We start from the raw sequence: 15,476 nt of genomic DNA, 5'->3' as shown, positions 1-15,476 counted from the left end.
GCCATTACCACCCAAAATGCAAAACAGAAGAAACTTTGACTTAGAATTATTTAATCGCGGCCACCCAGACCCGACACAGCAGGCGGCCCGCATTCGTTCGGATGGGAGTCTGAATTGTTTGGCGTTGAGTTGGATATACGTACCCTTGCCTTCATTGCCACACTGGCGGCAATTGTTCAGGCCATCACGCTGACATCGCTGTGGATGGTATCGCGGCAAGGTGCCGGCACCGTATTCTGGGCGGCTGGTGGTGTCTGTGCGGCCATCGGGTTTGTTCTTCTGGGATTCAGGGGGGCCATTCCCGATGTGATGTCCATCATCATTGCCAATACCTTTATCGGTGCATCCCATGCCCTTTACTGGCTTGGCATTGAATTCTACACCAAACGCAAACCAAACATTCTGGCCGCTGCGGCCATCATCAGTACGGTCGCACTGCTTTTTACCTATTATTGCGAAGTGGCCCCCGACATTGCCGCACGCGTCATCGTCATTTCCGTTGCTTTGGCGATCATGTCATTCGGATCGTTTCGTGCTCTGTGGTTTCAGCGCAAAGGACAACGTTCGGCCCCGGAATCGGTTGTTGCCATCACCTTTGCGGCACACGGGATTTTTCACTGTTTTCGGGCGATCTATACATGGCTGGTCGAACAGGAAATCGCCAATTTCATGAACGCATCAACCGTTCATATGTTTGCATTCCTTGACGTCATCCTGTTCCTTTTGCTGACCGCAGTCGGCTTTACCGCCATGATCATTATTGCGCTCAACACATCCCTGCGTGCCGAAGCCAAGGCAAAGGACCGCCTGTTTACGGTTCTGGCCCACGATCTTCGCACCCCGTTTCAGGGATTGGCAGGCTTGTCGCTTTTGGCCCAGCAGGATCTGGTTGCCGGTAATCAGGCACAGGCACTTGGCAATATTCGCCAGTTGCATTCATCAACGTCGGAAACGCTTCGTTTTCTTGATGATCTGCTGATCTGGGGGCGAACCCTGTTTGATGCCGGCAAGGCGGAAAAGACCGAGATCGATATCGACGATCTGATCGAAACCACGATCAAGGTGTCCCGTCCGCTTCTGGAAACCAAATCGATCAATGTAGCCTACAGCCCGCAAAAACTTGTCGGGTTTGGCATCGCGCCGCACGCACAGATGATCTGCCGCAATCTTCTTGTCAATGCGATCAAATATTCCAATCCGCGCAGCACGATCTCGGTGTCATCATCTGCCATCGGAAACAAGATCCATATCCGGGTTGTCGACCGCGGGGCTGGCGTCAGTGATCAGATGATTGCCGATTTTGCCAACAACAATGCCCCCTTCAACTCGGCCGAAGGCACATCAGGCGAACTGGGTTCGGGGGTCGGATTGACCCTGTGTCGTGATTTGTGCTGGGAAGATGATGAACATATCTGGCTGGAACATAACCCGGATGGCGGTGTTATCGCCGTCTTCACCATTGCGGCAAAGCGGGTTGAAAATCCGGTCACGCAACAAAAAATGCCCGCCGATATATCGGACGAGCATCTGCTTATAAAGAACTGATCTTTATAAAATGGCGTCCCCTAGGGGATTCGAACCCCTGTTGCCGCCGTGAAAGGGCGGTGTCCTAGGCCTCTAGACGAAGGGGACACAAGGCACAAAGTGCTTATGTCGTGACTGTTTCGTTGGTGGCGTCCCCTAGGGGATTCGAACCCCTGTTGCCGCCGTGAAAGGGCGGTGTCCTAGGCCTCTAGACGAAGGGGACACATACGCACCAATCGAAGTCAGTCTGTTAACGAGTGGCGTCCCCTAGGGGATTCGAACCCCTGTTGCCGCCGTGAAAGGGCGGTGTCCTAGGCCTCTAGACGAAGGGGACGCAGCGCGTTAACGAGGCCGGTTTTTAGCGATTGGGTCGGGTCAGGTCAAGCGGCTTTTTCGCCCCTGTGACGTTTTTTTTAATCCCCCACCGAAAATAGGGCCATATACCGCCCTATCCCGGAAAAACCCGGCCTCACTGTTTAACCTGACGGTTCATTTCAACCATCCTTCTCGCAGATGAGGATATATGTCCCCACCTGCAAGATCGGCGCGGATGGAAAAAATAATTTCAAATCAGCTCTTTTTGCGTTTTCCCCCGAACCAGAAACTGATCCCCGCCGCGCCAAGGCCGATTCCAAGGAAGACAAACATCCATCGATAACCGTCCGGCGCGCCGTCTTCGAATTGCCCGATGATCAGACCGGCAAGCCCCTGAAGCACGAACAACCCGGCAAAGGTCGCAAGATTGACGGTGGTCAATGCCCGGCCGATCTGCCGTTCGGGCACAGCCTGACGGGATGCGGCATAACTTAGCGTCGCACTTGATCCAAGGAACCCGTGCAGCAGCATCAGTGCCGCGGCAATACCCGTGCCCCACGGCCCGACAAAGGCCTGCAACAGGCACGTTGCAGCCCCCAGCAACACGGCAAACACGATCAGACCATGGGTCTTTGTCGGAAGTTTGCGTGACAGCTGGCCATAGGTCGGCGGTCCCAGGATCATGCCAATCGTCATTAGCAACAGGATATTGCCGACTTCCACCGCACTTAATCCGAACACATCATGCAGATACGGCCCGCCCCAAAGCCCGCGCACGGTCAGAATGGCCGGATAACTGAAAAACGCCACCCCGGACAACAACCAGACCTGACGATTCTTCCAGACCGACACCATGCCCTTAAGAGCCTCAAACACGGTTTCGCCTTTTTGATCATCGGCCTGATAGCCGGGCGGTGTATCGCGCACAAATAACAGATCAAGCATCACGGCCAGCGTGCTAAGCCCCGCCAGACCGTAATAGACCGTCCGCCATCCATGGGTCTCGACCAGGGCGGCAAGCGGCGTTGCCGATGCCAGAACCCCCAACAGGCTGAAGGAAACAATAAGTCCCGATGCCGCAGCAAATTTTTCCGGCGAGGTCCAGCGCGCAGCCAGCACCAGTGCTGCCATAAATGCCGCCGAACAGCCAAGCCCGATGATCGCCTGCCCGATCATCAGACCAAGCACACTATGCGCGCTGGCAAAGATGATGACCCCAACCACGGTCGCCATCATCAGAAACCCGTTGGTCACACGCGGACCATAACGGTCCAGCATCACGCCGACCGGAATTTGCATCAGGGCAAAGGCAAAATGAAAACTGCCCGATACCAGACCAAGCTGCTCGGGCGTGATGGCAAGTTCAACACGCAACGGCTCGGCCAGAAGCGCCTGGGCCGAACGGAAAAACTGGCTTAATGAAAAAGCCAGAAGAATGGGCGCAAGCACCAGAATGAAATGGCTGGTACGCGCAGTGTGGGGCGATTGTTTTGTGTGTTCTGTCATGATGTTATCTGGGATAATCCCATCACCGCAGAACAGCAAGCCTTTGCATCACAGCGCCCCGGATAAACACGTTTTGTGCTTTTCGCCGAGCCGTTTTGCCAACAGCTTATCGGCCAGCCAATTGGATCATTTGATGGAAATTATTGGGCGGTGCGCGCGGTCAGATTGACCGACTGATCGCCAAGCCCGTATTGCCGGGCAATAACATCGGCCATGCCACTGCCCTGCACTATTTCAAGCGCCCTGCGCCATGGTTCGAGCGTCGCATCAGGTGTGCTTTTGGAAAAGGCAAGATACATATCATATTGCCCCAGCTCGACCGTCGGGACCACCGATCCTTTTTCAATACCAAGCATCTCGCGCTGGAAATTCATGGCAATGTCGGATGCTTCCCACAGATCAATGCGCCCTTCGGACAGCATGCGCAAAGCATTCCCGGGCGTATAAAGTGATTCAAGGTTTTCAAACCCCATTTCACGCAGGCTGCGTTCGGCCGCACCGCCGGCCTGGACACCGATTGATCTGACCTTTCTGGCTTCGGAAAGGTCTCTGACATCGATTTTGTTATCGGCCATGCGATAAAGCCAGCCGCGGGTAATAAAAATCGGCCCGACCCATTTGAATTCGTCTTCGCGTTCGGGGGTCCGGACAATGGAAAACAGCGCCGTGTCCGGTTCGGTCTTGACGATTTGCAATGCCCGCTTCCACGGAAGAACTTCAAACCCGGACTGATATCCGACCAGAACCGCCATGGCGCGCACGATTTCCGCCCCTGCCCCGGCCAGTCCTTTTGGCGTGACATAATTAAACGGTGCGAAATCTTCGGTATAAACTTTGACATTGCGTGCCGCGGCAAATTGAAGCGGCTCTTGCGGCGATGCCTGTGCCGGTGTTCCCAACCAAACCAGAACAGTCAAAAAACAAAAAAATCGCCGGACAAGCGACCATCGACGAACACAGAGACTATACCGCAAAGATATAATGTTCCGCCAAAGGTTGCGTTGCGGACAGTTTCGCAGAAAATATTGTTTTCGTTTGATAAATTTGCCCACAACAAAACCAGCAGGCAAACAATTTGCGCGCCAGAAACACCATACATCTGGATTGTCAGTGGACGCATTCATATCTAGACTCAATATGGACAGGAAACTGACCCGGAAAGGAAACCGCGACATCAGACCGAAAACATCAGTCAGATCGGGGCTTCACAAACCCGTTCAAAACCATAAACGCACCAGAAGCCTAAGGTTATACTGATATAACCATATTCCAATATTCACGGGATGACCCAGTCACATGATCACGCCCGAAAAGTCGAATCGTATATCCAAAGGCAGTTGGCGCAGGAACAGTTAAAGTTGAACATGAGCAAGATTTACAACGAAAAATTTCGTCATTCAACTAAAAAAATTCGATATACCAAATATCCCTGGGTTGCGGGGCTGCCAGTTCATTCTAACAAAATTTGCAGTGCCCAGCATGACGAAGCATAATCACCCCACGCCTCTTCCGGTCCTGGATGCGGAAATGGGGGAACGTATCCGTCAAGTTGTAAACCTGTTTGACCGCAAAAAGGATGCTGCCGAAATTGCAGGCGTCATTCCCGAACAATTGAACCGTTGGTGCCAGGCACAATCTGAGCCACGCTTTGTCGGCGTTTCGCGAATGGCCCTGATAAAAGGCATCAATCTGAACTGGATTGCAACCGGAAAGGGTAAAACCGATCTTTCCGACGATATCCACCCCACCGGATCATCTGTTGCGCCCGACACCATTCACCGGGACATGCTGATGGCAATGATCAGCGGTTTTCTGGCGGCCGAGGGCATCGACAATGGTGCGCAGATCGCGCTCGATATCCTCAAGGCCCATGACGAGATCGTCGAAAAGATCGAAAAAAATCGACACCCGATTAATTCCGGTTACATCCTTGCAGAAGCGATTTCGACCATCATCGCCCGCCACCGCAGCCGGGATTCGGCAACAAATTCCGACAGTTGCCCTTAATCACAGGCGAACGCATTCACCGGCATCGCGCCGGTGATTTCGCGTTGCGGATGTTCTCCGCCCGAACTCGGAACAGATTTCAGACCGGCAAAGACACGTCATCAATGATCAGCTGAACGCCGTCACGGCCCTGCCATGTATCGCGGCGCAGATGCCCCAGAACATGCAACGGCCGACCGCCATGCTTGATCAATGTCTGACCCATGTCATTATCAAGGCATCTGAACGCAATCGCCTTAAGCCGCCCCTTGCCATTGGTCCCGGTCAGAATACAGCGCACATGATCGGCCCCAACCACATCGGCCTTTACCGCACGGCAGTCGACAAAGGCAAATCGGGGCTCGGCATTGCCCGCACCAAATGGGCCAAGCTTTTCAAGCGCATCAATCAGTTCAATCGTCGCCCCATGGGCATGCAGGGCCCCATCCACCGTGATGGTGGGACGAATATCGTTTTCTTCGATGATTTTCGCGAACCGTTCTTCAAGGAAGGCTTCAAACGCGTCCTGCTTTTCCGGATCAAGCGTAAAGCCCGCCGCCATGCCGTGACCGCCCCCGTTGATCAGAAGCCCGGCCTGACGTGCAGCAATAATCGCCGCACCAAGATCAATACCGCGTACAGATCGGCCCGATCCCTTATACACACCATCCACCAGCCCCATGACCAGCGACGGCACGTGATAGCGATCCTTGAGACGGCTGGCCACAATCCCGATCACGCCGGGATGCCAGTCCTCGCCGCCCACCAGCACCATGGATCCGACTTTCGACCGGCCTTCCACCGCGCTGATCGCCTGATCAAGGACAATATCCTCGATCGCCTTGCGTTCGCGGTTATATTCGTCAAGCTTGCGCGCGATATCCTGCGCCTGCGCCGGATTATCCCCCGACAACAAGGTCGTACCAAGGAAACTTTCGCCAACACGCCCGCCTGCATTCACACGCGGCCCCAGCACATATCCAAGATGATAGGCGCTTGGCGTTTCATTGACCCCGGCAATGTCGGCAAGTGACGTCATGCCGATATTGGACCGATGTTTCATGACCTTGAGCCCCTGGGTCACAAAGGCCCGGTTCAACCCGCGCAACGGCACGACATCACAGACGGTTCCCAGCGCAACCAGATCAAGCCAGTTGCGCAAATCGGGTGCTCGAACCCCTGCCTTTTCAAGCCAGCCGCGACTGCGCAATTCGCGCAGGATCGCCACACATAACAGGAACGCCACACCGGCTGCACACAGATGACCAAGCCCGCTTTCATCATCAAGCCGGTTCGGATTGACCACCGCGACGGCGGGCGGCAATTCCGGTTCGGCCGCGTGATGGTCAACCACAATGACCTCGATCCCGGCATCCCTTGCCTCTTGTAACGGGCCATAGGCCGTCACCCCGCAATCGACCGTCAGGATAAGGTTCGCACCCTTGCGCTGCAGTTCCAGCAATGCCGGGGCGTTGGGACCGTATCCTTCGGTCATACGGTCGGGAATATGTACCGGCACATCTGCGCCAAGCGCCCGGAAGAAACGTTTCAAAAGCGCGGTACTGGTTGCACCATCAACGTCATAATCGCCAAATACCGCCATCTGCTCGCGCTTTTCGATGGCATCGGCGATGCGTGATGCCGCCATATCCATGTCTTGCAATGACGATGGATCTGGCATCAGGTCGCGCAATGTCGGGGACAGAAAACTTTCGGCATCGTCAAGTCCGATGCCACGATTTGCCATGACCCGGCCCACGATTTCCGGCACCCCGAAGCGCTGCGAAATCGTGGTTGCCAGGCGTTCATCCGTTGCGCGCTCACGCCACCATTTCCCGGTGACGGATCGCTCGATGCCCATGAATGTCGTTTCTTTTGCGTGCTCTGTCATGCCCTATGAAATAGCGCAATCTCGGGCCAGCTTAAACCGGATAATTTGCCGATCTGAAAACTTCGTTCCCGGGCACCGGATTTCATCAGCGCGGGTTTTCACCACACCATTTCAGGACGTTTTCGGCATCGGCGGCCGGATCATCGACCGGATAGAAAACCCTGGTGATCTTGCCATCATCAATCACCATGGTCAGGCGCTTGAAAAGCCGCATGCCGCCTGCTTCGAAATCGGGCATGGCCATGGCTTCCTTGAACCGGTGATCGGCATCGGACAACAGCGCAAAGGGCAGATGAAGCCGTTCGGCGGCCTCTTTCTGATAATCCGTTGTCTGGCTCGAAAGCCCGTAAAGATTTTCAACACCGACCGCGCGCAACTCGACCGCATGATCGCGGAACGAACAGGATTGCGGCGTGCAGCCCTTGGCACCGGGAATTTCATCCCAGCCATCCGGCGACGGCAAACCCGGTTCGGCCGTTCTGGGATAGGCATAAACAACAGTCCGACCGGAAAGACTTGAAAGATCGACCATCTGGTCATTGGTCGCAGACAGCGGCAAAGCCGGCAGGATCTGCCCCGTCAGCCGTTCAATCACATGTGCATCACTTTCGGTATTCATGTGCGTTCCTCCCTGAACACCATCAGGCCCGTTGTTCCATTGCGGTTCGGGCATTTATGGATTCAAGATAGGTGCGATTTCTCAAACCGAAAAGAAGGCGCGTTTGCACATCGTGGAAAAGTTGCTGGTTCGACGATCACTTGCAGACAACTCAAAGCTGTGCAGACTGTGACAACAGCGAAAAAAAATGGATACGAGCAATGCCCCACAAAAAAGGTCTGCGGATCGGATTGACCATCCTGTCCGTGCTTGGTGCCGTCATGTCGATGCCATTGGTGATGTTTTCACCAATGATGTTTGACGCCCCCGGGTCTGAGGATAATCTTCTTACCGAACTGCTGCTTTACAGCGTTCTGGCCTTTCCGGTGCTGTGCCTTGCCGGAGGCATTTTGCCATGGATTTTCCGACGCCACCCACTTGGCATCTGGCTTTATGCCCTAAGCGGCCTTGCCATCGGGCTTCTGGTCAGTGCGATCGTGCTGCTTGACGTCATGTGTGGCGGGGATTTCGCCTGCTGATCAGACAATCCCCTCATCCGCTGCTATCAGCGCAAGACCGTGCGCAACCGACAGGAACGGCTGGCCGATTTCGATGCGGTCCTTGCCAAAGCCGTCTTCAAAGATTTTGCGCACTGCCGGGACATAGGATGTACCGCCGGTCATAAAGACCTTTGAGACGTCTTTTGCATCAATGCCGGACTGTTCAAGGCAGGCTTTGGCCGCCAGTTCGATCTCGGCAAGGTCCGGTGCGATGGCGGTTTCGAAATCGGCACGGGTCAGCTTTTCTTCGATCTCGACCCCGCCGTGGCAGAATTGCAGGATCGTGCTGTCACTATCCGAGAGTTCCGCTTTGGCCTTGGACACCGTCTGATAAAGATGGAAGCCCATTTCATCTTCGATGATGGCGACCAGATCTTCGATATCGTCAGGCCGGGTTGCCGAGCGGATCAGGCTTTTGATTTCATTGATCGTTTTGGGCTGGTTCATCATGGCAAGTTCATGCCAGCGCGAAAAGGCCGTGTAATATTGCCGCGGGATCGGCAGAGTCGCCCCCATCGATTTATATTCCGACCCAAAGCCCAGGCGCGGCCAGACGGCCTTTTGAATGATGCGATAGTCAAACCGGTCACCCGCGATGCCAAGACCGGTATGGGCCAGTGGCTGCACACCGCGAATACCAAGACCCGGCGTAAAGCGGATCAGCGAAAAGTCACTGGTACCACCACCAAAGTCGGCCACCAGAACGGTTTCGGGTTTATCAAGTTCGCGCCCGTAATAATAGGATGCAGCAAGCGGTTCATACACCATCGCCTCAACATCAAACCCGGCCTGCTCATAGGCACCGCGCAGGCGCATTTCGGCAAAGTCGTTGTCGGGATTATTGCCCGCAAAGGCAACCGGACGTCCGGAAATCACCCGATGCCCCAGCCAACCAAGGCTGTGCTGCGCGAAATGATGAATTTGCGTAAGAAACGTTCCGATCAGATCTTCGATCGAATAGGTTGTCCCGAAAATGTCGGTCCCTTCAAAATCCTTGGTCGCCAGATAGGATTTCATCGACTGGATCAGTCGGCAATCATGGCTTTCCTTAAGATATTCGGCAATTGCATACGGGCCGGAACAGCTTTTGGTATGGGTCGGCGCACCCGGTGCGGTAAGTTCCTGCTCTTCCCAGAAATAAAGGATGGTGCGGTATGTATCAAAGCTGTTGGCACCGACGTCAAACTTGGCTGATTGCACATTGCCTGCGCTGTCTGCGACCGCAAGAACAGAATTGGTCGTACCGAAATCAAGGGCGATAATTTCAGACATCAGGCAGGCTCCGATAACAGGCTATTTTGAAGGGGGCGGAGGATGTAACCCAGACCGCCCTGCCCTGCAAGTCCTTAAACGAAAAAAGGGAGTGCCCGGATTGAGAACGCGGCACTCCCTTTTCGAAATCCGTTTCGCGGGTTTCTTACTTGTACCAGATTTTCCGGCTGAAATCGTGAACCGCGCGAACGTAACGTACGGTACCCGACTGCGAACGCATCACGATGCTTTCGGTTTCCGCACCATTGGCGAAACGACGCACACCGCGCAGCATGGCACCATCGGTGACACCGGTTGCCGCAAACATGACATTGCCCTTGGCAAGTTCGGTCAGTTTGTATTTGCGGCTAAGATCTTCGATGCCCCATTTCTTGGCGCGGGCAACTTCGTCATCATTACGGAAAACAAGACGGCCCTGGAACTGGCCACCAATGCAACGAAGGGCTGCTGCGGCAAGAACGCCTTCCGGTGCGCCGCCCGTCCCCATGTAAAGATCAATGCCCGAGGTTTTCTGCGAGGTCGCAATCACACCGGCAACATCCCCATCACCGATCAGCATGATGCGCGCACCTGCTTCACGGGTTTTGGCAATGATTTCCTGGTGGCGCGGACGATCCAGAATGCAGACAACCAGATCGGCAACATCACAGCCCTTGGCAGCAGCAAGGCTTTTCAGGTTCTCAAGCGGGGTTGCGTCAAGATCAACCACATCATCAGGAAGTCCGCCGCCAACCGCGATCTTGTCCATATAGGTATCGGGCGCATTCAGGAAGCCGCCCTTTTCGGCCATCGCAACAACCGCCAAAGAGTTCGGACCTCCGGTCGCACAGATGGTGGTGCCTTCAAGCGGATCAAGCGCAATGTCGATTTCCGGACCATTGCCCGACCCGACTTCTTCACCGATGAACAACATCGGTGCTTCGTCGCGTTCGCCTTCGCCGATCACGACCGTACCCTTGATATCCATGCTGTTCAGCGCATTGCGCATCGCGTCGACAGCCGCCTGGTCGGCTGCCTTTTCATCGCCACGCCCCATAAGGCCGGAGCACGCAAGTGCAGCCGCCTCGGTCACGCGAACCGTTTCAAGCGCGAGATTTCGATCCATTTTGTCTTCCTTGTCTAGTGTGCAGGGTCTGGGGGCCCTGTCTCGTTGTTGTCTTCTATTTTTTGATTTTGTTGATTTTGCGTCGAAACTTTACAACAGCGCCCCGCATCATGACAGGTGCGAGGCGCGTATATCGTGATATTCCCGTTAAGATGCGAAGCTTTCGATCCGCATCAATACCGGCGGCTGCGAGTTGCTTTCGAATGCGGCGATATCATTCACCGCCCCCGACATCGCAGCTTCGGTGGTTTCATGGGCGACAATCACCACCGGCACAACACCGCCTTCGGTTTCGGCCCGGCCATGCTGGATCATCGAGGCCATCGACACACCATGCTTGGCAAGGGTTGCGGTCACTTCGGCCATGACACCCGGGCGATCCCACACCATCAGACGCAAGTAATAGGCACCGGTATGCTTTTCGAGCGACGCACGAACGTTTTTCTTAAGTCGTTCGGCCGGCACGCCAAATACCGGAGCACTGCGCCCGGCAGCAATATCGACGATATCGGCAACCACGGCCGACGCGGTCGGGCGTTCACCGGCACCACGGCCCTGAAGAACCACCGGACCGACATAGTCCCCTTCAAGGGCAACCGCGTTAAACACGCCTTCAACCTTGGAAATCTGGGTTGCGCGATCCACCATGACCGGGGAAACGCGCTGCTCGATGCCTTCGGGCGTCTGTTTGGCAATGCCCAGCAGCTTGATGCGATAGCCAAGTTCTTCGGCCAACTGGATATCAAGGGCGGAAACGCTGCGGATACCTTCAACCGCAACCGCATCAAAGTCGACCTCGACCCCGAATGCCAGGCTGGCAAGGATTGCCAGCTTGTGCGCGGCATCAATGCCATCAACGTCAAAGGTCGGGTCTGCTTCGGCATAGCCAAGTTTCTGTGCCTCGGCCAGAACGTCGGCAAAGTCACGGCCCTGTTCACGCATGGTGGTCAGGATATAGTTGCAGGTGCCGTTCAAAATACCGGTGACACGCGAAATCGCATTACCGGCCAGACCTTCGCGCAATGCCTTGATCACCGGGATACCGCCGGCCACTGCGGCCTCATAGGCGATGGTAACATTATTGGCGTCAGAAATCTGGGCCAGTTCAACACCCTTAAGCGCGATCAGTGCCTTGTTGGCAGTCACCACATGCTTGCCATTTTCAAGGGCGGCCTTGCAGACATCATAGGCAATGCCGTCCGATCCGCCGATCAGTTCGACCAGAATGTCGATTTCACCGTCAGCAGCAAGATCACGGGCGTCGTCGTACCAGGTCAGACCTTCGGTCGAAAAACCACGATCACGAGTTCGATCACGCGCCGATACCGCTGTGACGACGATCTGGGTGCCCGAACGGTCAGCCAGAATGTCGCGATGTTCACTCAGCAGTTTAACGGTTCCGGCACCGACCGTACCCAGGCCTGCCACACCGATTTTGACGACGTCTTTCACGATAACTCCTTAGCACGTGGTTGTTTGCGCAAGCGCGCAGATGACCGCATCCGGTCAACGCGTCCTGATAAAGCAACGCCCGGGACATGTCCCGGGCGAAACACAGAATGCTTTATCGGATATCAGAAAGATTTCTTCAACAGTTCACGTGCAGATTTTGCATCCGGACATTTGGCAAAGAACTGTTTGATGTTCCGGTTGGCCTGCCGGATGCGGTGTTTGTTTTCCACCAGCGCAATTCGAACATGGCGATCACCGTATTCGCCAAAGCCAAGACCCGGAGCCACAGCCACCCCTGCTTCCTGCAAAAGAAGCTTGGAAAAATCAAGCGATCCCAGTTCGGCAAATGCATCCGGGATCGGGGCCCAGGCAAACATGGTTGCCGCCGGAGACGGAATATTCCAGCCCGCGCTTGCCGCGCCTTCGATAAAGATGTCGCGGCGTTCACGATACAGATTGCGGAATTCCTCGACACAATCCTGCGGACCGTTAAGGGCCGCGGTTGCCGCGACCTGAACCGGGGTAAAGGCGCCGTAATCAAGGTATGACTTGATCCGGGTCAGCGCATTGATCAGCTTTTTGTTGCCGGTGGCAAACCCGATACGCCAGCCCGCCATCGAATAGGTTTTCGACAGCGAATAGAATTCGACAGCAATGTCCTTTGCCCCCTTGCACTGAAGGATCGAGGGCGGCGGGTTGCCATCAAAATAAATCTCGGAATAGGCAATATCAGACAGCACATAGATTTCATGCTTGCGGCAGAAATCGACCACTTCCTGATAAAATGCCAGATCAACCACAAGTGCGGTCGGGTTGGCCGGGAAGTTCAGGACCACCGCACTTGGTTTCGGGACCGAGTGTTTGACCGCGCGATGCAGCTGCTCCATGAAACTTTCGGTGCTGAACGTGCCCTGATCATCATGACCGATCGGAATATGACGCAGGGCCGCACCGGCAATGATGAAACCGAACGCATGGATCGGATAGGACGGGTTGGGCACCAGGAAAATGTCACCCGGACTGGTAATCGCTGCCGCCAGGTTGGCCAGACCTTCCTTGGAACCAAGGGTCACAACCGTTTCGGTTTCCGGATCGATATCCACACCAAAACGGCGGTCGTAATAGGCTGCCAGCGCCTTGCGCAGGCCCGGAATGCCGCGCGACATCGAATAGCCATGGGTGCGCGGGTTCTGAACCGTTTCGACCAGTTTATCGACAATATGCTGCGGGGTGGCCGGGTCCGGATTGCCCATGCCGAAATCGATAATGTCCTCGCCCGCTCGCCGCGCCGCCGCTTTCATCGCATTTACTTCTGCGAATACATATGGCGGGAGACGTTTTATGCGGTGGAAGTCTTGGGACATTATCCTATATCCTCATCAAATTGCCGAATTTCGAATTTTATGCGAAAAGCACATCCTCGAATTCACGAAAATTGCGTTTAGGCCATAAAAAATGGCCCTGAGCGGCGTACAATTCGAAGGATGTACCTTTTATGGAAATCAGACTCAACGAATTATTGCGCACGATCCATGGTTAATTCGCATTTGCGGCAAGCCCGCCGCGCAAATTCGGCGATTTTCCCGGAAATCAGGATTATTTGCGGATGGATGGTAACCGGGCGCGAAACCGTCTTGAAACGACAACAGCGCGAAAGGATTGCTCCCTTCGCGCTGTCTGATTAAACGATCCCCCGGTTGTTCCGGGGCACGTGATCAGTAATCGAGATAGATTTCAACACGGCGGTTGCCGGCTTCGCCCGCGGGAACACCTTCGTAGTAACGCGGATCAGCCGATCCATCCGCCCCGACAAAGATTGCCTCGCGCGATACGCCAAGCGACAGCAGGCGCGAAACCACGGCTGCGGCGCGACCTTCGGAAACGCGGCGGTTAACTTCCAGATGATGTTCAAGCGACATATTGCCGGTCCGCATCGACGCATGGCCGATCACGCGCAGCACACCACCGGTCTGTTGCCAGGTATTGGCAACCTGTTGCAGAACCGAATAGTCCGATCCGCCCAGATTGGTCGAACCGTGGCCAAACTGGATCTGGGCGATCTGCATGCCATTGATGGCCGGGGGCAACTGATCGACAGAACCAACACCAAGCCGGGCCGCAAGCGCCCCGTTGGTCACGGTCATATCAACCGAACCGGATTCGCCATATCCCGCCTGGCTGCCACCAAACTGGCTTTCATCAACCACAACCGATCCGTCATCGGCATAAAGCGAATAGTCAAAGCCCTGCCCGGAATCGACCACAGCAGCCGGTTCGTTGGCGAACACGCCCTGCCCTTCGGCCAGGCGGCGCTGATACTGATCCATCACCGGATCACCAGATGACGCCTGTGATGCTGGTGCAGATGCGGATGCCGATGCAGCTGATGAGGATGTTTCAGCACCGCTGCCCTGATTGGCCTGGGCGGCTTCAAAGGCCGCAAGTTGCTGCGCGCGGGCTTCTTCAGCGGTCATGCCCGCAGCACCGCCCGCCGCGGCACCGGCAACCACCGCCGGACGTTCAGGTGCGGCTTCCGGGGTTGGTACCGGACCGGAAACCGGGGATTTGGCATTCCATTGATCGGCAATCGACGAGCCCGTTGGCGCCGACGTCACAGCCCGCGTTGTCGCAGGCGCGCTTGGTGCGGCCATTTCGCTTGCAGCAACCGGGGTGGTCGGTGCCGGTTCAATGACCGGCTGTGCCACCGGCACCTGCGGTGCGGACTGAAGCGCATTGACCGGCGGGCTGCTTTGACGACGGCCGGACTGGGTGTATTGGGCATTGGCACGGTCGGCTGCAAGCCCCGCGATCAGCGCATCGCGTTCGGCGTCACCGGTAACGATCGGCTTGCTCGGCGTATCGGAAAGATTCGGGTATTCCCCGTCCTCGCCCGGAATCGGTTCTTCGGATTTGGCACCGGCGGTTTCGTCGTCGCCGTCAAACATGTCACCGACCGATTTTCCCCATTCGATCGGGTTGATTGCGTCAGGAACAGAAGAACAGGCGCCCAATGCCAGCACAACCGCCAGCGCAGAGCCGGTCTGCAGAACCATCCGCAGCTTCCCCCTTGCAGTTTCCTGCCACGACCACTGCCCTGTCGTCGATTTCAGAACGCCCATTTGTTTTCGCTGCTCCAAATTCAGTTGGATGACCTTTGCGTGAAAATATCCGCAGAAACGTCACCTTATAATTCTTGTACTACCCCTTGGCGACGCGCTAGGCTAAGACCATGATAAGCTTGGGATCAAGCAGAGTTTCAACCCGGAG

13 protein-coding genes and 3 tRNA genes are annotated in these 15,476 nt (G+C 55.5%); 3 read left to right on the top strand and 13 right to left on the bottom strand.

Annotated elements, in window-relative coordinates:
* Positions 1-129: 129 nt before the first annotated feature.
* Complete coding sequence (locus AUQ42_RS11680) at positions 130-1,545, top strand: sensor histidine kinase KdpD (RefSeq protein WP_156480877.1); 1,416 nt, start codon at positions 130-132, stop codon at positions 1,543-1,545.
* 11 nt (positions 1,546-1,556) lie between these two features.
* On the opposite strand, the gene AUQ42_RS11675 is transcribed toward AUQ42_RS11680, so the two are convergent.
* The 6 genes from AUQ42_RS11675 to AUQ42_RS15930 form a co-directional block, all read right to left on the bottom strand.
* A tRNA-Glu gene (locus AUQ42_RS11675) sits at positions 1,557-1,632 on the bottom strand.
* Between the two features lie 39 nt (positions 1,633-1,671).
* Positions 1,672-1,747: transfer RNA gene (locus tag AUQ42_RS11670), tRNA-Glu, on the bottom strand.
* Between the two features lie 35 nt (positions 1,748-1,782).
* A tRNA-Glu gene (locus tag AUQ42_RS11665) sits at positions 1,783-1,858 on the bottom strand.
* Positions 1,859-2,094: 236 nt separating this feature from the next.
* Positions 2,095-3,345, bottom strand: a complete 1,251-nt coding sequence (locus AUQ42_RS11660) for an MFS transporter (protein ID WP_068519403.1) — start codon at positions 3,343-3,345, stop codon at positions 2,095-2,097.
* A gap of 140 nt (positions 3,346-3,485) precedes the next feature.
* On the bottom strand, positions 3,486-4,262 hold the full coding sequence (locus AUQ42_RS11655; RefSeq protein WP_068519264.1) for an ABC transporter substrate-binding protein: 777 nt from the start codon (positions 4,260-4,262) through the stop codon (positions 3,486-3,488).
* Positions 4,259-4,465: a hypothetical protein gene (locus tag AUQ42_RS15930; RefSeq protein WP_197460839.1), complete on the bottom strand. Its 207-nt coding sequence runs from the start codon at positions 4,463-4,465 to the stop codon at positions 4,259-4,261. Before AUQ42_RS15930 ends, AUQ42_RS11655 begins: the two co-directional genes overlap by 4 nt.
* Before the next feature lie 359 nt (positions 4,466-4,824).
* Between AUQ42_RS15930 and AUQ42_RS11645 the strand changes: the two genes are divergently transcribed.
* Complete coding sequence (locus AUQ42_RS11645; protein ID WP_068519262.1) at positions 4,825-5,352, top strand: hypothetical protein; 528 nt, start codon at positions 4,825-4,827, stop codon at positions 5,350-5,352.
* A 79-nt stretch (positions 5,353-5,431) separates the two neighbouring features.
* On the opposite strand, the gene recJ is transcribed toward AUQ42_RS11645, so the two are convergent.
* Positions 5,432-7,222, bottom strand: coding sequence for a single-stranded-DNA-specific exonuclease RecJ (gene recJ, locus AUQ42_RS11640; RefSeq protein WP_068519261.1), 1,791 nt, complete (start codon positions 7,220-7,222; stop codon positions 5,432-5,434).
* Between the two features lie 85 nt (positions 7,223-7,307).
* Positions 7,308-7,841 (bottom strand): peroxiredoxin, encoded by a 534-nt coding sequence (locus AUQ42_RS11635; RefSeq protein WP_068519260.1) that lies wholly within the window; start codon positions 7,839-7,841, stop codon positions 7,308-7,310.
* Between the two features lie 200 nt (positions 7,842-8,041).
* Here AUQ42_RS11635 and AUQ42_RS11630 point away from each other — a divergent pair, with 200 nt between their 5' ends.
* Positions 8,042-8,359: a hypothetical protein gene (locus tag AUQ42_RS11630; RefSeq protein WP_231856751.1), complete on the top strand. Its 318-nt coding sequence runs from the start codon at positions 8,042-8,044 to the stop codon at positions 8,357-8,359.
* Here AUQ42_RS11630 and AUQ42_RS11625 read toward each other — a convergent pair whose 3' ends face one another.
* From AUQ42_RS11625 to AUQ42_RS11605, 5 genes are all read right to left on the bottom strand, one after another.
* Entirely contained in the window at positions 8,360-9,652 is a 1,293-nt protein-coding gene (locus tag AUQ42_RS11625) for an Hsp70 family protein (protein WP_068519259.1), read from the bottom strand. It abuts the gene before it with no gap.
* Positions 9,653-9,797: 145 nt separating this feature from the next.
* Positions 9,798-10,757: a class II fructose-bisphosphatase gene (glpX, locus tag AUQ42_RS11620; RefSeq protein WP_068519258.1), complete on the bottom strand. Its 960-nt coding sequence runs from the start codon at positions 10,755-10,757 to the stop codon at positions 9,798-9,800.
* Between the two features lie 147 nt (positions 10,758-10,904).
* Entirely contained in the window at positions 10,905-12,209 is a 1,305-nt protein-coding gene (locus AUQ42_RS11615) for a homoserine dehydrogenase (RefSeq protein ID WP_068519257.1), read from the bottom strand.
* Between the two features lie 122 nt (positions 12,210-12,331).
* Entirely contained in the window at positions 12,332-13,573 is a 1,242-nt protein-coding gene (locus AUQ42_RS11610) for an LL-diaminopimelate aminotransferase (RefSeq protein WP_068519256.1), read from the bottom strand.
* 351 nt (positions 13,574-13,924) lie between these two features.
* The gene (locus AUQ42_RS11605; protein WP_231856750.1) at positions 13,925-15,262 is read right to left on the bottom strand and encodes an OmpA family protein; all 1,338 of its coding nucleotides are present in this window, start codon (positions 15,260-15,262) and stop codon (positions 13,925-13,927) included.
* Positions 15,263-15,476 lie beyond the last annotated feature (214 nt).

The organism is Thalassospira sp. MCCC 1A02491 (assembly GCF_001613785.1).
In the GTDB taxonomy this organism is placed as follows: Bacteria; Pseudomonadota; Alphaproteobacteria; order Rhodospirillales; family Thalassospiraceae; genus Thalassospira; species Thalassospira povalilytica.
The sequence above is the reverse complement of the archived record's forward strand: the minus strand, read 5'-3'. Positions and strand labels throughout refer to the sequence as shown.

Bases quoted from the DNA above. Each gene is read 5' to 3' on its own strand.
- AUQ42_RS11610 (WP_068519256.1), bottom strand. From the start codon at position 13,573: ATGTCCCAAGACTTCCACCGCATAAAACGTCTCCCGCCATATGTATTC.
- AUQ42_RS11630 (WP_231856751.1), top strand. From the start codon at position 8,042: ATGCCCCACAAAAAAGGTCTGCGGATCGGATTGACCATCCTGTCCGTG.
- AUQ42_RS11635 (WP_068519260.1), bottom strand. From the start codon at position 7,841: ATGAATACCGAAAGTGATGCACATGTGATTGAACGGCTGACGGGGCAG.
- AUQ42_RS11605 (WP_231856750.1), bottom strand. From the start codon at position 15,262: ATGGTTCTGCAGACCGGCTCTGCGCTGGCGGTTGTGCTGGCATTGGGC.
- AUQ42_RS15930 (WP_197460839.1), bottom strand. From the start codon at position 4,465: ATGCGTCCACTGACAATCCAGATGTATGGTGTTTCTGGCGCGCAAATT.
- recJ (WP_068519261.1), bottom strand. From the start codon at position 7,222: ATGACAGAGCACGCAAAAGAAACGACATTCATGGGCATCGAGCGATCC.
- AUQ42_RS11660 (WP_068519403.1), bottom strand. From the start codon at position 3,345: ATGACAGAACACACAAAACAATCGCCCCACACTGCGCGTACCAGCCAT.
- AUQ42_RS11625 (WP_068519259.1), bottom strand. From the start codon at position 9,652: ATGTCTGAAATTATCGCCCTTGATTTCGGTACGACCAATTCTGTTCTT.
- glpX (WP_068519258.1), bottom strand. From the start codon at position 10,757: ATGGATCGAAATCTCGCGCTTGAAACGGTTCGCGTGACCGAGGCGGCT.
- AUQ42_RS11645 (WP_068519262.1), top strand. From the start codon at position 4,825: ATGACGAAGCATAATCACCCCACGCCTCTTCCGGTCCTGGATGCGGAA.